The sequence below is a fragment of the Deltaproteobacteria bacterium genome (assembly GCA_028818775.1).
In the GTDB taxonomy this organism is placed as follows: Bacteria; Desulfobacterota; Binatia; order UBA9968; family JAJDTQ01; genus JAJDTQ01.
In genome coordinates this window covers 27,458-46,575 of sequence record JAPPNE010000033.1, presented here as the reverse complement: position 1 = coordinate 46,575, position 19,118 = coordinate 27,458, and the positions used below count along the sequence as shown (strand labels likewise).

Genomic DNA, 19,118 nt, shown 5'->3' with positions numbered 1-19,118 from the left:
CTGTTGTTAGTCGGAACGGTGTTCGGAAGTCAACGTCTCCCTGGGAACGGGACGTCACAACACGCACCACATGAGAATCCTGCTGCAGCGCGTCGAACGGGCCGGCGTGAGCGTCGACGGCGAGACGGTTTCGGCCATCGGACCCGGGCTCTGCGTGTTCCTCGGGGTCGGCAAGGGGGATTCGGAGGACGACTGCGCGTTTCTCGCGGACAAGCTGCTGAACCTGCGGATCTTTCCGGACGGCGCCGGCCGCTTCGACCGTTCCGTCCTGGACACCGGGGGCGAGATCCTGGTGGTGTCCCAGTTCACGCTGTACGGCGACTGCCGCAAGGGGCGGCGCCCTTCGCTGACGGACGCGGCCGCGCCGGAGGAGGCGGACCGGCTGTACGGAGACTTCGTGGAGCGGCTGGCGCGCGCGGTGGGGCCGCGGGTCTCCACCGGGACGTTCCAGGCGCACATGAAGGTGTCGCTGGTCAACGACGGGCCGGTGACCTTCCTCATCGACAACGCCACGACCGGGAAAAAGTGACGGGCGACGGAAGACCATGAACGTCGTGCTCTTCGAACCGGAAATCCCGCCCAACACGGGCTCGGTGGCGCGCCTGTGCGCCGCCACCCGGAGTCCCCTGCACCTCATCAAGCCGCTGGGGTTCCAGCTCGACGACAAGCACCTCAAGCGCGCCGGCCTGGACTACTGGCCGCACGTGGACCTTCGGGTGCACGGTTCCTGGGGGGAATTTCTCCACCGCCACGGCGAGGAACGGCTGCATTTCTTCTCCAAGAAAGCAGCGTTGTCCTATGTCTCCGCGCGGTTCGAGGAAAACGACTTCCTCGTGTTCGGACCCGAGACCCGGGGCCTGCCGGAGAGCCTCCTCGACGCCAACGCGAAGCGCTGCTACGTCATACCCATGATGAGCCCGGCGGTGCGGAGCCTGAACCTCGCCAATGCCGTTTCCATCGTGCTCTACGAGGGACTGCGGCAACTCGACAGGCTATGAAACCACGGGCTTGGGCGAAGTTGGGATAGTTTGGGTTTGACTCGCCAACCGGGCGTGCTTTACTTATCGGAACTTTGTAAAACCACACTACGGGGGGTTTCTATGAGGATTAGCAAGGCTTTTCTTGTCTGGCTGTTGCTGGCCGGTCTGGCGGTCTGTTGGCCGCTGTCGGGTACGGCGCACGAGACTTCGGAGACCGGGGCGTCGCAAGCCGACAGCATACCGGACGAGGAGAAGGAGCCGTTCGAGTTGATCATGGCGTACACGGGCATCACCGTGGGGCCGGGTCAGGAATTCGAGATGGACGCCGAGGTCGTCAACCCGCGGAAGGCGTCGGTGCGGGTCGCGCTGGAGGCGACGTCGCTGCCGGAAGGCTGGACCGCCGCTTTTCACTCCAGGTACCCGAGCTTTCCGGTGGGCGGCATCATGGTCCAGGGGGGCAAATCCACCACCCTTGAACTCAAGGTCAAGCTCCCCGACGACGTGGAGCCGGGGGACTACGAGGTGGCGGTGACGGCCAAGGACAGCAAGGGCGAGAAGACGGAGGACGCCAAGATCGCCTTCCGCGTCTCGGCCAAGAAGGTCGACACCGGCGGGCTCAAGATGGAGAGCCAGTACCCGGTGTTGAGCGGCAACTCGAGCCAGGTCTTCAAGTTCAGCATCGACCTCAAGAACGAGACGGACAACCCGGTGACGACCGCGCTGGGGGCGCAGGCGCCTCCGGGCTGGGTCGTGCGCATCAAGCCCCAGTTCGAGGATACCCAGATCTCCTCCATCGCGCTCAAGAAGGACTCCACCGAGACCCTGAGCGTCGAGATCCAGCCGCCGCTCCAGGGAGAGCCGGGTGACTACCCGGTGGTGGTCGTGGCGCGCTCGGCCGGCCTGTCGGCTCAGGCGGACCTGAAGGTCGCGCTGGCCGGAACACAGGAACTGAACGTGGGCACGGCCACGGGCCGGCTCAATGCCTCCGCCACCGCCGGCGAGATGTCCCAGGTGGATTTCCTCATCGGCAACGCGGGCACCGCGCCCCTCACCAACCTGGCCTTCCTATCGAGCAAGCCCGACGGCTGGGAGGTCAATTTCCGCCCCGACAAGGTCGACAATCTCAATCCCGGAGAGGTACGCGAGGTAAAGATGGAGGTCACCGCGCCGAACCGTGCCGTGGCGGGCGACTACATGCTGGCCGTGACCACCAACAGCCCGGACGTCAGCCAATCCATCGACTTCAGGGTTACCGTGTCGACGCCGACCATCTGGGGCTGGATCGGGGCGTTCATCGTCGGCGTGGTGGTGCTCGGACTGGCGGCGGTCTTCATCCGGTTGGGAAGGCGATGAGCGACTACATCATCGAAACCAAGGGATTGACCAAGCGCTACCGGGACAAGATCGCGGTCAGCGAGCTGGATCTGCAGATCCCCCGGGGCGAAGTGTTCGGCTTCCTCGGTCCCAACGGGGCCGGCAAGACCACGACCATCCTGATGCTCCTGGGACTCACCGAGCCCACGGACGGGACGGCGTCGGTGTGCGGTTTCGATCCCAAGACCCAGCCGCTGGAGGTCAAGCGGCGCGTGGGTTATCTGCCCGAGAACCCGGGGTTCTACGAGGACCTCACGGCGAACGAGAACCTGGCGTACATCGCCCGGCTCAACCGCGCCGCCGAGGACCGCATCCCCGGGATGCTACGGCAGGTGCTCGACCAGGTGGGCCTCGCCGATGACGGGGACCGTCCGGTGCGGGAGTTCTCCCGCGGCATGAAGCAGCGGCTGGGCATCGCCGAGGTGCTCATCAAGGAGCCCGAGGTCATCATCATGGACGAGCCCACCCTGGGCATCGATCCGGACGGGGTGACGCGGCTCCTGGGCCTGATCAGCGCGCTCCAGGAGGAGCGCGGCCTCACCGTGCTGCTGTGCTCACACCTGCTGCACCAGGTGCAGCAGGTGTGCCAGCGCATCGGCATCATCGTCAGCAGCCGCATGGTGGTGCAGGGCAGTCCGGACGAGCTGGGCAAGGCCATCCTGAACGAGCACCAGTGGAACTTCCTCGTGGAGGTCGGCGGCGACCATCCCATGGAAGACATGCTGAGCGCGGTGCCCGGCGTGAGCGAATGCGAGCAACGGGACGCGGGATGGTTCATCCGCTGTACCCGCGACGTGCGGCCGGAGCTGATGGCGTTGATCCGGGAGCAGGGGCTGGACCTGTTGCAGCTCCGCTCCGAGAACCCGACGCTCGAAGAGATCTACCTCAAGTACTTCAGGGAGGCGTAGCGATGCTCGTCGTGTATTGGAAGGAGCTTCAGGATCATTTCAGCAGCCTGCGCTTCATGATCCTGCTCGCCCTGATCATCCTGCCGGGAATCCTGTCCGTCTACTTCGCCGGACAGGGGCTCCAAGCGTCGTTGCGAGAAGACCCGACCGAACATGTGTTTCTCAGGCTCCTCACCACGGAGTCCATCTTCTTCTCGCTTTCCAGTTTCCTGGGGTTCTTCGGCCCGCTGGTGGGCATTACCCTGGGATTCGACAGCATCAGCGGAGAGTACGGCCGGGGGACCCTCAGCCGGGTGCTTTCGCAGCCCATCTACCGGGACAGCCTCATCAACGGCAAGTTCCTGGCCGGGTTGACCACGCTGGCCATCCTGTGGGTGTCCATCCTCCTGGTGGTGATCGGTCTCGGTACCACGCTCATCGGGTATTTCCCCAACGCCGAGGAACTGTGGCGCATGCTCTTTTTCGCCATCGTCGGCATCGCCTACACGGGCTTCTGGCTGGCCCTTGCCATGCTGCTCTCCATGCTGCTCCGTAGAACCGTCACCGCGGCGCTGGCCTCCATCGCCCTGTGGCTGTTCCTCGGGCTGTTCATCGGGGTGCTCGCCGGTTTCGCGGCCGGACTCATCGTCCCTAACCCGGCAACCACCGAGGACGTAGCCAGGCTGGCGACCGTCGAGACCGTCCTGGGGCGCATGTCGCCGAGCACGCTCTACAGCGAATCGGTGCGGCTGCTGCTCAACCCGGTGGCGCGGACACTGGTCCCGGTCCTGCCGGAGCAGCTCGGCCAGCTCCAAGGCCTGATCGTCACGCCGCTGAGCCTGGGGCAGAGCATGCGCCTGATCCTGCCCATGTTCTTCACGCTGCTGGCGCTGGTGGCGGTGTGCTTCGGCATCGCCTACATCAAGTTCATGAGGACGGAGATCCGCGCCTGACGCGTGTCTCCGTAAAACGAAAAAGGGCAGGTGTCGCTTGACACCTGCCCTTTCCATTTCCGCGCGTCCTTGGACGGCAAAGAGTCGAATGGAGGATCAGGACGCCTCGGCGTTCGGCTTCCCCACCCCCATGATGGACTCGACGATCTTCTTGTAGCCGGTGCAGCGGCAGATGTTGCCGTTCATGTACTCGATGACGTCTTCTTCCGTGGGGTTCGGGTTCTCGTCCAGCAGCGTCTTGGCCGTGAGGATCATGCCCGGGGTGCAGAAACCGCACTGGAAGCCGCCGTACTCGATGAACGCTTCCTGGATCGGGTGCAGCTTGCCGTCCTTGGCCATGCCCTCGATGGTGAGGACGTCCTTGTCCCGCGCCTCGAAGGCCGGCAGCGTGCACGAGCTCACCGGGCGCCCGTCCAGCAGCAGCGTGCACGCGCCGCACACCTGCACGTCGCAGGACCGCTTTGCTCCGGTGAGTCCCAGGCGCTTGCGGATCACGTCCAGGAGCAGCTCGTGCGGCTCCACCTCGATGTCGTAGCGCGTCCCGTTCACGGTGAAGGATAGCGGAAGAGTCTGCCGTCCCGTGTCTGCCATAGCCGTTGGTCTCCGCTGGATTCTGTTCGATAAAGCCGTGGTGGACGAAGCCGGCCGGCTAGCCGGCCAGCTCGGCGCGAATGTCGTTGAAGGCGCGGGTCAGCAGCACCTTGACGATGTGTTCCTTGTACTCGGCCGATCCGTGGAGGTCGCTGATGGCGTCCGCGGCGCGCCCGGCGATGTCGCCGGCTTCGGCCACGGCGCTGGCCGCCTCTTCGAGGCTCTTCCCCCGCAGCACCGCCTCTGCCTCTTCCACCCGCATCGACTTCGGGCCGACGCAACCCACGGCGACGCGCACGTCCCGCACCGACCGCCGCGCGTCGTCCGCCATGACGTGCAGCGCCACCCCCGCGCTCGGGCGCTCCAGGTAGCCGAACTTGCGGTAGCGCACCGCGGCGTTGGCGCCGGGCACCGGCACCACGATCTCGGTGAGAACCTCATCCTCCTCGATGGCCGCCTCGTACGCGTCCACGAAGAACTCGTTCATCGGGATCTCGCGTTCCCCGCCCGCTTTCTGCGCCACCACCGTGGCGTCCAGCGCCAGCAGCAGGGTACCCGGGTCGGCGTGGGGCTCGGCGAAGGTCAGGTTGCCGCCGAGGGTGCCCACCTCGCGCACGCGCAGGTTGGCGACGTTGTGCTCCATCTCCACCAGCACCGGCAGCGCGTCCGCCAACGTCTCGGAACGCTCCAGCTCCCGGTGCGTGCTCAGGGCGCCGATTCTCAAGCTGCCGTTGTCGCGCCGGACTTGGTCGAGACCGGGGATCTTCTTGACGTTGACCAGGCACTCGAAGTGGATCAGCCCTTCCTTCATGGCCAGGAGCAGCTCGGTGCCGCCGGCGTACACCTTGGCCGAATCGCCGTAGCGGGCGAGCGCCTCCGACGCCTCCTTGACGCTCTCCGGCTCTTCCAGACGGAACGGACGCAGCATGGGTCAGGCTCCTCCCTCGAGTTCCGCTTTGACGGCCTGGGCAAACTTGGCCATGTCGTTGTCGGCCTTGCGCTTGATGATGCTGTGCCCCAGGGTCGCGAGCTTGCCGAGGATGTCCACCGAGGCGACCAGGGACACCAGGGTGGCGTCGCCCTTGTCCTCCAGCGAGACGTCCAGGTCCACCTTGAGGTGGCTCCCGATCTTGTTGTCGCTGCCCGAGGCGCGCGCCTTGATCCGGTCCTTGGGCTCGTTCTCCAGCACCTCGATCTTGATGGGGAACGTGACCTTGAAGGGGCCCACCCGGGCCACCATCGTGGCGTTGTAGAGCTTGCCGGCCTCCACCGTCGAGGCCTCCTCGCAGCCGGGAACGCAGGCGATGAGCCGGTCCACGTCCCACAGGAACTCCCAGGCGGTGTCCCGGGGCACGCCGATTTCAATGCTGTTCTCGAAGTTCATAGCGGGGTTCTTAGCAGAATCGCGCGCGCCACATCAAGCGCGCTCGTTGAAGCCCTCCAGCACCTCGAACTCCTCCGACAGGTAGCTCTTGAGCTTCTTCTTGATCCGGTTCTCTATCTGCCGGACGCGCTCCCGGCTGATGCCGTAGCGCTCCCCGATCTCGCGCAGCGTGAGTGGCTGCTCCGCCATGAGGCGCTCGCGGAAGACCACCAGTTCCTTGTCCTTGAGGCTCTCTCCGAAGGTCCTCAGGCGCTCCTTGACCGCCTCGCGGTACTCGTCCTCGGCCAGTTGCTCCTCGGGGGTGGGGCTGTCGTCGGTGAGCGTATTGAGCAGCGTCAGGGACTCGCCCTGCGCCATGGGTGCGTCCGTGGAGACGTCGCGGCCGGAGAGCCGCTGGTCCATCTCGATCACCTCGGACTCCTTCACGTCCAGGCGCTGCGCGATGAGCTTGGCGCCGGGCACGAAGCCCTCGGCCTCGAGCTTCTCCTTTTCCTTCTGCAGGTTGAAGAACAGCCGGCGCTGGGCCTGGGTGGTACCGAGCTTCACCATGCGCCAGTTGTTCATGAGGTAGCGGATGATGTAGGCGCGGATCCACCAGACCGCGTAGGACGGGAAGCGCACGCCGCGGTAGGGGTCGAAGTTCTTCAGGCTCTCCATGAGCCCGATGTTGCCCTCCTGGATCAGGTCCAGGAGGTTCCGGAAGGCGCGCTCGTATTCCCGCGCGATCATCACCACGAGCCGGAGGTTCGAGCGCACCAGCGTGTAGGCCGCCTCGATGTCGCCCAGTTCCTTGTACTGAACGGCCAGCTCGTGCTCCTCTTCGCGGGTCAGGATGGGATAGCGGCGGATCTCGGACAGGTAACGCTGCAGCGCGTCGAACGGAACCAGCGCGCCGGACGGCTCCTCCGCTTCGGCGTCGTCCACGGGTGCGTCGACATCGTCGAGCAGAACCGCTTCGACGGGCGCGTCCTCGGACGGCTCTTCGCTGTCGTCGACGACTTCGATGGGCGGGTATTCAGCCATGCGGATACCGTGAATCTACCGTTCTTGCAGGCGTTTTTCAAGAACGCCCGGGCACCTTGACACAACTCCCGGCGGCCCCTATCTTACCACCATGGCACTGACGGAGACCATCACGGCTTGGTTCGATCGCAACCGGACGAAGCGCGAAGAGCGCAACACGCGCACCGTGCTCGCCGACGGCTACCGGGAGCTGGCCCGGCTCGCCAACCAGCTCAAGCTGCACGCGGAAAAGGCGCCCTATCCGTTCGTGGAGGAACGTCTGAAGGAGATGGCGGCGGAGAAGGAAAAGAGCAGCGCGCGGCTCTTTGAGGAAGTGGAGAGGCTCGGTGGCCGCGTCGCCAAGTTCGATTCAAGCATCCCGTCCGGCAAGAACCACTGGGACCGGATGCGGCAGGACGTCGAGGATCAAAAGCGCGTCGAAGCCCGACTCGTGGACGATGTCTCGTACCTGGCTCTCGAAGCGCCCGAACAGAGCCAACTGCTCCGCCGGCTCGTCGAGGTCGAACGCCGCCACAACAAAGCCCTGACGGACCTCCTGGTGCGCGCCGACCCCCAGGCCGAACAGACCTGACCCATCATGGCCCCGGAACGCCGGGGCCTTCCGCCCGATACCTCCACTACTGCTCCAGGCGCGGCCGCTTGCGGCCGTCCGAGAACACCATGTCGAGGGCGATTCCGGCAACGATGGCGTCCCAGGCCTGCCTTGCGGACAACCCGGCCGAACGAAATGACTGCCACAGGCCGATGATCTCGGTCTCGGTGGGAGGGTCGAAGGAGTCCAGGGAATCCAGGACGCCGTTGCCGGCTATCTGTATGTGGTGCATCTGCGTGCGACTCCCATGGCGGTGGAGATGGTGGAACGGCTGCGAGGGGCGGGAGCGGAGTGCCGCTTCACGCCCTCCCGCTATCCCTCCAGCCATCAATCGATGACGGCCAGCCCGGACACTTCGACCATACAGTCCGGGTTGTAAAGACCTGATACCTGAACCAGCGTAATCGCGGGAAAGTGCTTTCCGAAGATCGCCCGGTAGGAAGCGCCGATTTCCTTGCGGTGCCCGTGATAGGCGTCCACGTCGGTGACGTACATGGTCAACGTGGCGTAGTCCCGGGGGCTCCCTCCCGCCCCCTCGACGGCCGTGCGCAGGTTCTCCCACACCTGCCGGAACTGGGCCGCGAAGTCTCCCTTGCCGACGACTTCCCCGTCGGCGTTGAACGGCGCCTGTCCCGCCACGAGCACCAGCCGGCCGGAAGAGATGCTCGCCAAGTGCGAGTACCCCACCGGGTTCTCCAGCCCGCTCGGATTGATGAGTTCGAATGCGATGACCGTTCTCCTTATTGCATGTTTCGACTCTCGAAAACCTGCCCTTCAATAAGCATCGTCCTGCGTATAGTCAAGCACGCCTTGACCGTTAGTCAAGGCGGTCACGAGAATTTTTCCGGACATTTGCGTGGACGCCTCAGCGCCGTCCGAACGCCTCGATGAACGCCCGGATCTCGCCCACCACGTCGTCGGTGCACGGGACATACGGCAGGATCACGCGCGTGGCCCCGGCCTCGCCGTAGGCCCGCACCTTGTCGAGGACCTCGTCCACGGACGCGCCCGCCACCAGGGGCAGGCCGTCGAACAACCGGTCGGTGACTTGCGCGGCCGCCGCGTGGAAACCGGACGCGCGCCACGCGTCCCGGATCGCCGTCACCTCCTCGCCGAACCCCATGCGCGTCAGCAGGTCCCGGTAGTAGTCCGCCAGGGCATAGTAAGTGAGGATGCGCCCCAGCGCCTGGCGCGCCGCCTGCCGGTCCCGGGCCACGCAGCAGCGCACCTTGCAGATGATCTCCAGCGCGTCCGGGTCCTTGCCGGCAAGCCGCGCGCCCTCGCGCACGTTCTCGGCGATCCGGCGGATCTCCGGCGGGTTCGCCATGTTGATCAGCACGCCGTCGCTCAGCCGCCCCGCCAGACGGCTCATCCGCGGCCCGAAGGCCGCCAAATAGACGGGAACGCCACGGGGCGACGGCTTGAACGCCAGCTTGAAGCCGCGGGCGCTGTAGAACGTCCCCTCGTAGTCCAGCTTGTCGCCGCGCAGCGCCCCCTGGACAACCTCCAGGTACTCGCGGATGCGCCGCAGCGGCCGGTCGAACGCCACCCCGTGCCAGTTGGCGATGGTGGGGTTGGAGATGCCGAGCCCGAACAGGAAGCGCCCGCCCGACAACTCGTCGAGACCGGCGGCGTGCAGCGCCATGCTCACCGGCGTGCGCCCGAGCATGTGGTACACGGCGGTGCCCACCTTGAGCCGGCTCGTCACCGCGGCCACCGCCGCCAGCATCACCGTCGGGTCCTTGTTGTTGGCCTCCCCTCCCCACGCGCAGTCGAAGCCGCTGTCCTCGGCCGCTTGAGCGAGCGGGGGGATGGCGTCCATGGGCAGTTGGGCGCCCGAGTTGAATTCGATGTCGAGCTTCATGGCTCGTCCGTACTTGAAACACTACGAAAAGTCCATTAGTTACGTGTGCATGATCATCGACGCCCATGCCCATCTCGTGCCGCAGAGCTGGTACCATCCCAAGTCGCCGCAGGCCATCTTCGACATCCCGCGCGTCATCGACGAGCAGGCCCGGGCCGGCGTGGACCTGACCATCTTCGGCAACAACTGGATCCGCACGCCCCAGGGGAAAGACCCCTACGACATCGTGACGGAGTTCAACGCGTTCGCCGCGGAGACCACCGCAAAACACTCCGACCACTTCCTGGGGCTGGCGTGCGCCGTGCCCTTCGGCGACGACCGCTTCCTCAAGGAGACCGAGCGGGCCGTGCGCGAGTACGGCCTCAAGGGCATCATGATCAACTCCAGCGTGGCCGGCGAGTACCTGGACTCGCCCAACGCCGTGCCCTTCTTCGAGCTGGTGACCGACCTCGACGTGCCGCTGTTCGTGCATCCGCCGCGGGTCACCATCGGCGCGGAGAAGATGGAGATCTTCCGGCTGCCGGAAATGGTGGGACGGCCCTTCGACACCACCCTGTCGCTGGCGCGCTTCATCCTCACCGGCGGCTTCGAGCGCTTCCCCGACCTGGTGATGATCTGCTCCCACGTGGGCGGCGCCCTGCCCATGCTTCCCGGACGCCTGGACTTCGGCTACGAGCTGCGCAAGGACGACAGCTTCGGACCGTGGGAACCGGACGTGATCCCACGGCCGCCGAGCACGTACATCGAGCAGCTCTACTACGACACCGTGAGCCTGCATGCCCCCGCGGTCATGTGCGCGGTAGAGACCGCCGGCGCCGACCACGTGCTCTTCGGCAGCGACTTCCCGCCCGTGCCGATCCCGCTGGAGCGCTCGGTGGACGCTGTGCGCGACGTGCGCCTCGCGGACTCGGACAAGCAGAAGATCCTCGGCGACAACGCGGCGCGGCTGCTGCGGCTGGGGCAGTAGCGGCGGGCCGGACCTCTCAGCCCCACGCGAGAAGCAGGCACAGGTGGGTCGCCGCGTTGGCGTAGACCGCCGCCACGATGTCGTCCATCATGACGTTCCAGGCGCCCGGGCGGCGGTCGAAAAACGCCACCGGCTGCGGTTTCCAGACGTCGAACAAACGGAACAGCAGGAACGCAAGCACAATGAACTCCCAGCGGCCCGCATGGGCGAAGGTCAGGAGCGCGATCCACTGCCCCGCCACCTCGTCGCACACAACGTGCGACGGGTCCTTCGGCCCACCGCCGCGCACGACCGCGCCCACGGCCACGCCGCCCACAACAAACGTAGCAAGGGCCACCGGCGCAAGCACGGCAACGTGCCGGAGCGGGCCGAAAAGCCCGTACGCCAGCGCCGCCACGGCGCTGGCAACCGTGCCCGGAGCCACCGGAAAGAACCCGATATAGCCGACGCTGGCAACGGCCGTGGCCCAGCCGCTCGTGGGGCGTGATCTCATGAACCTCCTGTCATCCCTGCTCTCGCCGCTGCTCCGCCATTGGGCACGCCGGTCTCGCGCGCAACGCCGGGGCACCGTTCACCTGCCGGGGCTCGGTGACGACGTCCGGGTCCGCTGGGACCCCTTCGCCATCCCCTACATCACCGCCCGCACCGAACGCGACCTGTTCTTCGCCCAGGGTTACCTCCACGCCCAGGACCGCCTGTGGCAGATGGACCTCAACCGGCGCTTCTTCAGCGGACGGCTGGCCGAACTGTTCGGAGACCGGCCGCTGCCGCGCGGCGACTTCACCCGGCACTTGCGGTCCGGCAGCATGGCGAGCGTCGACCACTTCATCCGGCTGCTGGGGATCCGGCACACGGCAACGCTCTCCCTGCCCTTGCTGTCGGAGCGGTCCGCCCGCGCGGTCGAGGCCTACTGCGCCGGCGTCAACGCCTACATGGACCGGCACCGGTGCCGCCTGCCGGTGGAGTTCCGGCTGCTGCGCCACCGGCCCGCCCCGTGGGAGCCGGCGGACTGCCTCGTCCTCGCCAAGGGCTTCGCGCTGATGCTGTCGTCCGCCCTGGTCACGCGGCTCACCTTTCTAGCACTCCACGGCCGCCTGGAGAACGACCCCGACAAACTGCGGACGCTGATGCCGCGCTATCCTTCCTGGGGCGCCACCACCACTCGCGCCCTCAGCGACCACGGCGCCGCGCTGCTGCGCTTCGTCAACGGCAGCTTCGCGGAGAACCCCCTGACCCCCAGAGGCCAGGGCAGCAACGGCTGGGCCGTCGACGCCGGGCACTCGGACGAGGGGCACGCGCTCCTGTGCAACGACATCCACCTGCGAATGACAGTGCCCGGCATCTGGTACGTCAATCATCTCCGCACCGTGACCGACGCAGGAGGAACTCAACCCTTCGAAGCGTCAGGCCTGTCGCTGCCGGGCTCCCCCTTCGTCTACGTCGGACACAACCGGGACATGGCCTGGGGTTTCGTCGCCGCCCTGTGCGATGACGGTGACCTCTACCGGGAACAGGTCCATCCCGAACAGCCGGAGCTGTACCGCACCCCCGGCGGCTGGGCCGGGTTCGAGCGCCGGCCCGAGACCATCGCGGTTCGAGGCGGCCGCCCGGTGGAAACCGAAATCCGGCACACCCGGCACGGACCGGTGCTGTCGGATATCCTTCCGCCGCGGCCCCACGATCCCGATGTTCCAAACCGGGAGGTGCTGTCCTTCCAATGGATCGCGCATACGCCGGGCAACGAGCTGGGACTGCTGGACGGCGTCAACCGGGCGCGGGACTGGAGCGAGTTCCTGTCCGGAATGGCACATCACGTCACACCCTCGCTCAACTGCATCTACGCCGACACCCGGGGCAACATCGGCTACGCCCTGGCGGGAAGAGTGCCTCTGCGTCCGCGCCAGGAACCCTCGTGGCTGCCCCTGGAGGGCTGGAACGCCGATCATGACTGGACCGGCACCATCCCGTTCGACGAGATGCCGCGCCTCTACAACCCTCCCGAGGGCATCGTGGCCAGCGCCAACAACCGCATGGCGGACCCGGGCTACCCCTACTACCTGTCCGACCTGCTGGAGCCCCCGTACCGCATCGAGCGCATCCGGCACCTGCTCACGCGCGAGACGCGCATGAACATGGAAGACATGGCCCGGATACAGCTCGACACCCGATCGGTGCAGGCCGAGCGGCTGTTGGACGCCCTGCGCCCAGAGCTTCTGGAGATCGCCCGCGAAGAACCATCCTTACGCGCATGTGTGGAACTGCTGGAGGAATGGGACTACGACTGCCACGCCACATCCGCCGGCGCCGCCCTCTTCCACGTCCTCTACCACCGGCTCATGCGCAACCTCTGGGAAAGAGACCTCGGCGAGGAGTTGTACCTGAGCTACACGGAGATCCTGAACCAGGCCGTGGCGCCCCTGGACGACATCCTCACGGACCCCGGATCCGTGTGGTTCCGGGACACCCCCCGCAAGGCGGTATTGGCTGCAAGCCTCCGTGAAGCCCAAGCCGAGTTGACGGAACGACAGGGCCCCGACCCCCGCAACTGGTCCTGGGGCCGCCTCCACACCCTCACCCTCGCCCACGGCCTCGGAAACAGGAAACCGCTGGCACCGTTCTTCTCGCTGGCCCCCTTCCCCGCCGACGGCGACGGCGTCACCGTCCGCAACTCCTACTACCGCCACTCCCGCCCTTACGACCAGGTGGTCGGCGTATCCATGCGTATGCTGGTGACCCTGAGCGACCCCATCCGCTCCCGCTTCGTCATCGTCCCAGGACAGGCGGGCAATCCGGCGTCGCCGCACTACCGCGATCAGGTCGAGCCGTGGCGGAGCGGCGGTACGATCCCTTTCAGCGAATCCGAGACGGAGATGAAGGATTGGCCCCTGCTGGTGCTACGGGCAAACGGTCAGGGGTAGGTCAGGGCACCCGGCAACACTGAGGCGGTGGCCCGAAGAGCCTCGTACGCCGCTCACGGGACAAGCGAAGTGGTTGCGGGGATGTGCCCGTTGCCTTATATGGAACGCGGTCGCGGAAAGTGCGTACATAGTCTGCGAGGGCAGGCGAATCGTGGAGGATGAGACCTATGACCAGGGCGAAATGTGAAGCACTTGGAACCTTGACGTTAGCGATACTTCTCGCCATGGCACTGTCAGGCTGTGGCGGCGGGGGCGGTGATGCCGGCGTTGGCGGTGCGAGTCCGGCTCATGGCAGCTACTCGCGCAGCAATCCCTTGGCCGAAGACCTGTTGGATCACTGGAACGAACCGGAGCAGATGCGGGCGGCATTCGGGCTGTCACCGGTCGATGCCGCGCAAGTGGCAAGCCGAACCCGAGTCCTCACGGATCTGATCAACGCGGCCGGTGGCGATCCGGCCCAGACCGGCACCAAGCTCCGCAACGTCCGTCCCGAGGACATCGAGATCATCGGGGAGCGGGACGGGATTACCTACGGGCGCTGGACCGGCGGCCCGGCCGGGACGCTCAACATCGAGTTCGACTGGCGCGCCGCACCGGAAACCACGCCGGAGCAACGCGCGCGGATGGAGCGCGCCGGCAAGTCCTGGTCCTGGCGAATCCTGGACGACTTCGTCACACACGTGGCCCGACAGGGAACGGAGGTGGTGCACGGCGCCAATAGTGAATACGGCTCTTTTTCAGTGGTATTCGACGAGGACGTGTCGACCAACGGGGTTCTCATCGTTGTGGGTGTCAGGACCGACGACGGCCGTTTTTCCACCGGGGGCCCTCAGGAATTCAGTCTCTTCTACGAAGGGCCGGTCCCTTCGCACGAATACGACAACTGGGATGACTACGAGGCGTGGTTGGGATCCATCCTGCTGGCACGCGGGGCTGTCGACAGCACCGATGTGATGGCGCACGAGATCGGGCACGTGCTGGGCATCAGTATCGACTCCGTCCCGCCGGTGAGCCGCCACATCAACAGGGTGGACCACACCTTCGAAGGGCCGGAATCCGTGAGGGCCAACGGTGGAGAACCGCTGCCGTTCCAGTGGGTGAACGAGGAAGGGGAAGTTGTGGCCCCCGGCACTCCCGGTGCTGAAGTGGATTACCATCACCTCGGGGTGTGCTCGTCCTTGATGGCGTACTGCCGTGACCATAGGCGAGTTTATGGGCCGTCGGAGCTCGACTTCGCGTTCCTCCGAGACATCGGCTATGAGACTCTCGACGCCGCGACGGCCTCCGAGCCGGAGCTATACGGCTACGGGGCCTGGGGCCGCTACAGCACCTGGGGCGCGGGCGTGGAACGCACCATCCGCTACCGGGGTGGGCAAGGCGTCGAGGCGACCGATAGACTGCGGGCCGGCGCCGATGCGTTCGGCATGGCCCCGGGGGCGGCCTTCGCCGACGCACACGCGACTTTGCAAGGGAACGCGACCTGGTCGGGCTCCCTCATCGGCGTGGACCTGGGGCGGGCGATGTTGCCGCCGGTCTTCGGCGATGCAGAGCTCCAGGTGGAACTGTCGAGCCTGCGGGGCACCGCCTCGTTCGACGACCTCACGGTCCACGTTGACGGAGTGCCCAGCGCGTTCCGAACTCCGAGCCTGGACTACGCCATCGCCGTCACCGGCAACTCCTTCTCGGACGCCGACGGCCACGTCAGCGGCGGGTTCTTCGGACCAGCGCACGAGGAGATGGCCGGGGTGCTGGATGACCGTACGGCCACCGTCAACCTGATCGCGGGTTTCGGCGGTCAGCGCTGAGGACGGAGCTTCACCGCATCAGGCTGCGGGTGACAGCCGTTCGACCTTGATTTCATCCGCATGCTTCATCGCTTGCGCCAAGTCGTAGGCAGCTTGGAGCCGTAGCCGCGTGTCGGCACCGCCCCCGAATGCCTTGTGGAGACGGACTGCCATTTCAGGCGAGATGCCCGCGTGACAGTTCACAATATCGGAAAGCTGCTTGCGGCTAACGCCCAAGCGCTTGGCCGCTTCCGTGACAGGAGTTTGCTGTGTCTTGCCCAGTCGCTATGCGTGAGAAACTGAAGTCCGGTCGCAGGGTACCTTCCAGTCCGACGTAGGGTATCGAGGACGTGCTTGACGCAGGTAGGATCGTCGGCGAGATTATGGCGAAGAGCGCTACCAGATGCTCGGCATGATCGACGGACGGGTTTACGTCGTCGTCTACACCGTGCGGGGCTCTGCCATCCGCATCATTTCAGCCCGCAAGGCCAGCGAGAAGGAGGTCGGGGATTATGAGCACTACGCGCGTCAGGATTGATCCAGAGGATTCCGCGACACTCCCAAAGGGGCGAATCGACTTCGCTGTGGTAGATGGCACCACCGAGACGGAAATCGCCTTGCAGCAGCAGGAGGACGACGCCGAGGCCATGCAGGACATGGCACGCTATGCTCGTCGGATCCGGCGGCGGCTGGGGCTCAGCCAAGTAGAGTTGGCGCGGCGAATCGACGTGCCGCATGAAACGATCCGCAATTGGGAACAGGGGAAGCGCAGCCCGACCGGTGCCGCGCGCGCCCTGTTGCGGGTTCTCGACAAGGCCCCCGAAACCGCGCTCCGCGTTCTGACCTGAGTTAGCCCTGGAGCGACGCCGGCCACCGGATGCAGGTCGCTTATAATCTGGCGGAAGAACGCAAGATCGAGTCCACTACATAAGCCACGATAGCCCTACGAGCACCCACTCACCGACCCGCAGTTCATGCACTTGTAGCAGGCGCCGCTGCGGACCATGATGGCGCCGCAGTCGGAGCAGGACGGGGCGTCCTGCTGGTAGAAGCCTTCGGCGGACATGGCGTAGCCGTCGCCCGAGTTGTCGAGCGGCTTCGGCGCGGGTGCCGGCGCGGGGACCTCGGCGAGTTCGTCGGCATCGCGATTGACGACGCCTACTTCGGTCTGGGCCTTGCCGTCGAGGAACTTGGTGGCGAGCCAGCGGAAGATGTAGTCCATGATGGACTTGGCCATGGGGATGTCGGGGTTGCGGGTGAAGCCCGAGGGCTCGAAGCGCATGTGGCTGAACTTGTCCACCAGCACCCGGAGGGGCACGCCGTACTGCATGGCCATGGAGATGGCGGTGGCGAAGGAGTCCATGAGCCCGGAGATGGTGGAGCCTTCCTTGGACATGGTGATGAAGATCTCGCCCGGCTGGCCGTCCTCGTACATGCCCGCGGTGATGTAGCCCTCGTGCCCGGCGATATCGAACTTGTGGGTGATGGAGCGGCGCTCGTCGGGGAGCTTGTGGCGCAGCGGCCGCGAGTCCGCCGACTGGCCCGGCGAGTCGCTCTTGCCGCTGGTGCTCAGGGGCTGGGTGCGCTTGGAGCCGTCGCGGTAGATGGCCACGGCCTTGACCCCGAGCTTCCAGGCTTCCACGTAGGCCTTGGCGATCTCGTCCACCGAGGCGTCCATGGGCATGTTGATGGTCTTGGAGATGGCGCCGGAGATGAACGGCTGGGTGGCGCCCATCATCCGGATGTGTCCCATGTAATGGATGGAGCGGCTGCCGTTGGCGGGCTTGAAGGCGCAGTCGAACACCGGCAGGTCGTCTTCCCGCAGGTGCGGCGCCCCTTCGATGGTGCCCTGCTCGTCGATGTACTCGACGATCTCCTGGGTCTGCCGGGCGTCGTAGCCGAGCCGCTTGAGCGAGCGCGCCACGGTGTTGTTGACGATGGTGAGCATGCCGCCGCCCACGAGCCTCTTGTACTTCACCAACGCGATGTCGGGCTCCACCCCGGTGGTGTCGCAGTCCATCATGAAGGCGATGGTGCCGGTGGGCGCCAGCACGGAGATCTGCGAGTTGCGCACGCCGTGCGCCTCCCCTTCCTCGCACACCGCGTCCCACACCTCGCGCACCGTGGCGAGAAAATCCAGCGGCACGTGGGACGTGGAGATCTTGTGCGCGTGGGAGCGGTGCATGTCGAGCACCTTGAGCATGGGCTCGCGGTTGACGTCGTAGCCGCCGAACGGCTGCAGCCGGTCGGCGATGCGGCTGGACTGGAGATACCCCTCGCCCGTGAGCAGCGCGGTCACCGCCGCGGCGTAGGAGCGGCCGGCGTCGGAGTCGTAGGGCAGCCCCAGGGACATGAGCAGCGCGCCGAGGTTGGCGTAGCCCAGCCCCAGCTCGCGGAAGTCGCGCGCGTTCTCGGTGATCTCCTCGGTGGGATACGAGGAGTTGTCCACCAGGATGTCCTGGGCCGTGATCATGATGTCCACGGTGTGACGGAAGGACTCGGTATCGAAGCCGCCGTCGTCGCGCAGGAACTTGAGCAGGTTGAGCGACGCCAGGTTGCACGCCGAGTTGTCCAGGTGCATGTACTCCGAGCACGGGTTGGAGCCGCTGATGCGGCCGGTGTTGGCGCACGTGTGCCAGTTGTTGATGGTGGAGTCGAACTGCATGCCGGGATCGCCGCACAGGTGCGTGGCCTCGGCGATCATCCTGAGGATGTCCCGGGCGCGGAAGGTCTCGGACACCTCGCCGGTGGTGACGAAGCGCGTGCTCCACTCGCCGTCGTCCAGCACCCGCTGCATGAACTCGTCGGTCACCCGCACCGAGTTGTTGGCGTTCTGGAAGAAGACGCTGCCGTAGGCCGGGCCGTCGAGGCTCGCGTCGTACCCTGCCTCGATGAGGGTCCAGGCCTTCTTCTCTTCCTCCACCTTGCAGTTGATGAACTCCACGAGGTCGGGGTGGTCCGCGTCGAGTATCACCATCTTGGCCGCGCGCCGGGTCTTGCCGCCGGACTTGATGACTCCCGCCGACGCGTCGGCCGCGCGCATGAAGGAGACCGGCCCCGAGGCGGTGCCGCCGCCGCCGAGCTGCTCCTTGGACGACCGGATGTTGGAGAGGTTCACGCCGGAACCCGAGCCGCCCTTGAAGATCACGCCTTCCTTGCGGTACCAGTCGAGGATCGACTCCATGGTGTCGTCCACCGACAGGATGAAGCAGGCGGAGCACTGGGGCCGCTCCTCGATGCCGCAGTTGAACCACACCGGGCTGTTGAAGCAGGCCCGCTGGTGCACCAGGATGTGGGTCAGCTCGTCCGAGAAGGCCCGGGCGTCGTCCTCGCTGGCGAAGTAGCCGTCGTTCCGGCCCCATCCGGTGACGGTGTCCACCACCCGGCTGATGAGCTGGCGCGCGGTCCGCTCCCGCTGGGGCGTCCCCAGGGGGCCGCGGAAGTACTTGGAGGCGACGACGTTGGTGGCCATCTGCGACCAGGCCTTGGGCACCTCGATGTTGTTCTGCTCGAACACGGTGTTGCCGCTCTCGTTCTGGATGGTCGCGGAACGCAGCTCCCACTCGATTTCGTCGTAGGGATCGACCCCCGGCTTGGTGAAATAGCGCCGCACGCGGATGCCCGCGCCCTTGTCTCGAACGATGTCTTCAGGAAGCGATTCGGCGGGCTGGGTGGTGGTCGTAACGGACATGGATACTCCCCTTCTGCGCTGGAAACGTCCTGTTAAATTCCTGTTGATGTCCTGTTGAATTCCTGTTGATTTGTTCCGGATGTAGTGCCGAATCCCCAATTTACCCACCA

The 19,118-nt window shown here is 65.9% G+C and carries 20 protein-coding genes and 1 pseudogene; 11 read left to right on the top strand and 10 right to left on the bottom strand.

The window, feature by feature from the left end; all coding sequences use genetic code 11:
* Nucleotides 1-70: 70 nt before the first annotated feature.
* From dtd to OXU42_02580, 5 genes are all read left to right on the top strand, one after another.
* Nucleotides 71-529 carry a D-aminoacyl-tRNA deacylase gene (gene dtd, locus OXU42_02600; GenBank protein ID MDE0028280.1) on the top strand — a complete coding sequence of 153 codons (459 nt, stop codon included), beginning with the start codon at nucleotides 71-73 and terminating at the stop codon, nucleotides 527-529.
* A gap of 16 nt (nucleotides 530-545) precedes the next feature.
* On the top strand, nucleotides 546-998 hold the full coding sequence (locus OXU42_02595; GenBank protein ID MDE0028279.1) for a tRNA (cytidine(34)-2'-O)-methyltransferase: 453 nt from the start codon (nucleotides 546-548) through the stop codon (nucleotides 996-998).
* 102 nt (nucleotides 999-1,100) lie between these two features.
* On the top strand, nucleotides 1,101-2,333 hold the full coding sequence (locus OXU42_02590; GenBank protein ID MDE0028278.1) for an NEW3 domain-containing protein: 1,233 nt from the start codon (nucleotides 1,101-1,103) through the stop codon (nucleotides 2,331-2,333).
* Nucleotides 2,330-3,262 carry an ABC transporter ATP-binding protein gene (locus tag OXU42_02585; protein ID MDE0028277.1) on the top strand — a complete coding sequence of 311 codons (933 nt, stop codon included), beginning with the start codon at nucleotides 2,330-2,332 and terminating at the stop codon, nucleotides 3,260-3,262. Before OXU42_02590 ends, OXU42_02585 begins: the two co-directional genes overlap by 4 nt.
* 2 nt (nucleotides 3,263-3,264) lie before the next feature.
* Nucleotides 3,265-4,194 carry an ABC transporter permease subunit gene (locus tag OXU42_02580; protein ID MDE0028276.1) on the top strand — a complete coding sequence of 310 codons (930 nt, stop codon included), beginning with the start codon at nucleotides 3,265-3,267 and terminating at the stop codon, nucleotides 4,192-4,194.
* Between the two features lie 96 nt (nucleotides 4,195-4,290).
* Here the strand turns inward: OXU42_02580 and OXU42_02575 are convergent, their stop codons facing one another.
* The 4 genes from OXU42_02575 to OXU42_02560 are packed head-to-tail and all read right to left on the bottom strand — an operon-like array spanning nucleotide 4,291 to nucleotide 7,192.
* Nucleotides 4,291-4,785, bottom strand: coding sequence for a (2Fe-2S)-binding protein (locus OXU42_02575; GenBank protein ID MDE0028275.1), 495 nt, complete (start codon nucleotides 4,783-4,785; stop codon nucleotides 4,291-4,293).
* A 58-nt stretch (nucleotides 4,786-4,843) separates the two neighbouring features.
* Nucleotides 4,844-5,713, bottom strand: a complete 870-nt coding sequence (locus OXU42_02570) for a xanthine dehydrogenase family protein subunit M (protein ID MDE0028274.1) — start codon at nucleotides 5,711-5,713, stop codon at nucleotides 4,844-4,846.
* A 3-nt stretch (nucleotides 5,714-5,716) separates the two neighbouring features.
* The gene (locus OXU42_02565) at nucleotides 5,717-6,169 is read right to left on the bottom strand and encodes an SRPBCC domain-containing protein (protein MDE0028273.1); all 453 of its coding nucleotides are present in this window, start codon (nucleotides 6,167-6,169) and stop codon (nucleotides 5,717-5,719) included.
* Between the two features lie 33 nt (nucleotides 6,170-6,202).
* Complete coding sequence (locus tag OXU42_02560; GenBank protein MDE0028272.1) at nucleotides 6,203-7,192, bottom strand: RNA polymerase factor sigma-32; 990 nt, start codon at nucleotides 7,190-7,192, stop codon at nucleotides 6,203-6,205.
* Between the two features lie 91 nt (nucleotides 7,193-7,283).
* Here OXU42_02560 and OXU42_02555 point away from each other — a divergent pair, with 91 nt between their 5' ends.
* On the top strand, nucleotides 7,284-7,763 hold the full coding sequence (locus OXU42_02555) for a hypothetical protein (protein MDE0028271.1): 480 nt from the start codon (nucleotides 7,284-7,286) through the stop codon (nucleotides 7,761-7,763).
* A gap of 46 nt (nucleotides 7,764-7,809) precedes the next feature.
* Here OXU42_02555 and OXU42_02550 read toward each other — a convergent pair whose 3' ends face one another.
* From OXU42_02550 to OXU42_02540, 3 genes are all read right to left on the bottom strand, one after another.
* Nucleotides 7,810-8,016, bottom strand: coding sequence for a hypothetical protein (locus tag OXU42_02550; protein ID MDE0028270.1), 207 nt, complete (start codon nucleotides 8,014-8,016; stop codon nucleotides 7,810-7,812).
* Between the two features lie 95 nt (nucleotides 8,017-8,111).
* The gene (locus OXU42_02545; protein MDE0028269.1) at nucleotides 8,112-8,471 is read right to left on the bottom strand and encodes a RidA family protein; all 360 of its coding nucleotides are present in this window, start codon (nucleotides 8,469-8,471) and stop codon (nucleotides 8,112-8,114) included.
* A gap of 178 nt (nucleotides 8,472-8,649) precedes the next feature.
* Nucleotides 8,650-9,648, bottom strand: a complete 999-nt coding sequence (locus OXU42_02540) for an LLM class flavin-dependent oxidoreductase (GenBank protein MDE0028268.1) — start codon at nucleotides 9,646-9,648, stop codon at nucleotides 8,650-8,652.
* On the opposite strand from OXU42_02540, the gene OXU42_02535 reads away from it, so the two are divergent.
* The gene (locus OXU42_02535; protein MDE0028267.1) at nucleotides 9,647-10,615 is read left to right on the top strand and encodes an amidohydrolase family protein; all 969 of its coding nucleotides are present in this window, start codon (nucleotides 9,647-9,649) and stop codon (nucleotides 10,613-10,615) included. The genes OXU42_02540 and OXU42_02535 overlap by 2 nt on opposite strands.
* A 16-nt stretch (nucleotides 10,616-10,631) precedes the next feature.
* Here the strand turns inward: OXU42_02535 and OXU42_02530 are convergent, their stop codons facing one another.
* Nucleotides 10,632-11,108 carry a phosphatidylglycerophosphatase A gene (locus OXU42_02530; GenBank protein ID MDE0028266.1) on the bottom strand — a complete coding sequence of 159 codons (477 nt, stop codon included), beginning with the start codon at nucleotides 11,106-11,108 and terminating at the stop codon, nucleotides 10,632-10,634.
* Between OXU42_02530 and OXU42_02525 the strand changes: the two genes are divergently transcribed.
* Nucleotides 11,107-13,533 carry a penicillin acylase family protein gene (locus OXU42_02525; GenBank protein MDE0028265.1) on the top strand — a complete coding sequence of 809 codons (2,427 nt, stop codon included), beginning with the start codon at nucleotides 11,107-11,109 and terminating at the stop codon, nucleotides 13,531-13,533. The genes OXU42_02530 and OXU42_02525 overlap by 2 nt on opposite strands.
* 224 nt (nucleotides 13,534-13,757) lie before the next feature.
* Complete coding sequence (locus OXU42_02520; protein ID MDE0028264.1) at nucleotides 13,758-15,338, top strand: hypothetical protein; 1,581 nt, start codon at nucleotides 13,758-13,760, stop codon at nucleotides 15,336-15,338.
* Between the two features lie 18 nt (nucleotides 15,339-15,356).
* Here OXU42_02520 and OXU42_02515 read toward each other — a convergent pair whose 3' ends face one another.
* Nucleotides 15,357-15,599, bottom strand: a complete 243-nt coding sequence (locus tag OXU42_02515) for a HigA family addiction module antitoxin (GenBank protein ID MDE0028263.1) — start codon at nucleotides 15,597-15,599, stop codon at nucleotides 15,357-15,359.
* Between the two features lie 103 nt (nucleotides 15,600-15,702).
* Here OXU42_02515 and OXU42_02510 point away from each other — a divergent pair.
* Nucleotides 15,703-15,855, top strand: a pseudogene (locus tag OXU42_02510) (BrnT family toxin).
* The gene (locus OXU42_02505) at nucleotides 15,830-16,165 is read left to right on the top strand and encodes a helix-turn-helix domain-containing protein (GenBank protein MDE0028262.1); all 336 of its coding nucleotides are present in this window, start codon (nucleotides 15,830-15,832) and stop codon (nucleotides 16,163-16,165) included. The pseudogene OXU42_02510 and the gene OXU42_02505 overlap by 26 nt, the downstream one beginning before the upstream one ends.
* 95 nt (nucleotides 16,166-16,260) lie before the next feature.
* On the opposite strand, the gene OXU42_02500 is transcribed toward OXU42_02505, so the two are convergent.
* Nucleotides 16,261-19,008: a vitamin B12-dependent ribonucleotide reductase gene (locus OXU42_02500; protein MDE0028261.1), complete on the bottom strand. Its 2,748-nt coding sequence runs from the start codon at nucleotides 19,006-19,008 to the stop codon at nucleotides 16,261-16,263.
* Nucleotides 19,009-19,118: the final 110 nt, after the last annotated feature.

Bases quoted from the DNA above. Each gene is read 5' to 3' on its own strand.
- dtd (MDE0028280.1), top strand. From the start codon at position 71: ATGAGAATCCTGCTGCAGCGCGTCGAACGGGCCGGCGTGAGCGTCGAC.
- OXU42_02595 (MDE0028279.1), top strand. From the start codon at position 546: ATGAACGTCGTGCTCTTCGAACCGGAAATCCCGCCCAACACGGGCTCG.
- OXU42_02590 (MDE0028278.1), top strand. From the start codon at position 1,101: ATGAGGATTAGCAAGGCTTTTCTTGTCTGGCTGTTGCTGGCCGGTCTG.
- OXU42_02585 (MDE0028277.1), top strand. From the start codon at position 2,330: ATGAGCGACTACATCATCGAAACCAAGGGATTGACCAAGCGCTACCGG.
- OXU42_02580 (MDE0028276.1), top strand. From the start codon at position 3,265: ATGCTCGTCGTGTATTGGAAGGAGCTTCAGGATCATTTCAGCAGCCTG.
- OXU42_02575 (MDE0028275.1), bottom strand. From the start codon at position 4,785: ATGGCAGACACGGGACGGCAGACTCTTCCGCTATCCTTCACCGTGAAC.
- OXU42_02570 (MDE0028274.1), bottom strand. From the start codon at position 5,713: ATGCTGCGTCCGTTCCGTCTGGAAGAGCCGGAGAGCGTCAAGGAGGCG.
- OXU42_02565 (MDE0028273.1), bottom strand. From the start codon at position 6,169: ATGAACTTCGAGAACAGCATTGAAATCGGCGTGCCCCGGGACACCGCC.
- OXU42_02560 (MDE0028272.1), bottom strand. From the start codon at position 7,192: ATGGCTGAATACCCGCCCATCGAAGTCGTCGACGACAGCGAAGAGCCG.
- OXU42_02555 (MDE0028271.1), top strand. From the start codon at position 7,284: ATGGCACTGACGGAGACCATCACGGCTTGGTTCGATCGCAACCGGACG.
- OXU42_02550 (MDE0028270.1), bottom strand. From the start codon at position 8,016: ATGCACCACATACAGATAGCCGGCAACGGCGTCCTGGATTCCCTGGAC.
- OXU42_02535 (MDE0028267.1), top strand. From the start codon at position 9,647: ATGGCTCGTCCGTACTTGAAACACTACGAAAAGTCCATTAGTTACGTG.
- OXU42_02540 (MDE0028268.1), bottom strand. From the start codon at position 9,648: ATGAAGCTCGACATCGAATTCAACTCGGGCGCCCAACTGCCCATGGAC.
- OXU42_02525 (MDE0028265.1), top strand. From the start codon at position 11,107: ATGAACCTCCTGTCATCCCTGCTCTCGCCGCTGCTCCGCCATTGGGCA.
- OXU42_02530 (MDE0028266.1), bottom strand. From the start codon at position 11,108: ATGAGATCACGCCCCACGAGCGGCTGGGCCACGGCCGTTGCCAGCGTC.
- OXU42_02520 (MDE0028264.1), top strand. From the start codon at position 13,758: ATGGCACTGTCAGGCTGTGGCGGCGGGGGCGGTGATGCCGGCGTTGGC.
- OXU42_02505 (MDE0028262.1), top strand. From the start codon at position 15,830: ATGAGCACTACGCGCGTCAGGATTGATCCAGAGGATTCCGCGACACTC.
- OXU42_02500 (MDE0028261.1), bottom strand. From the start codon at position 19,008: ATGTCCGTTACGACCACCACCCAGCCCGCCGAATCGCTTCCTGAAGAC.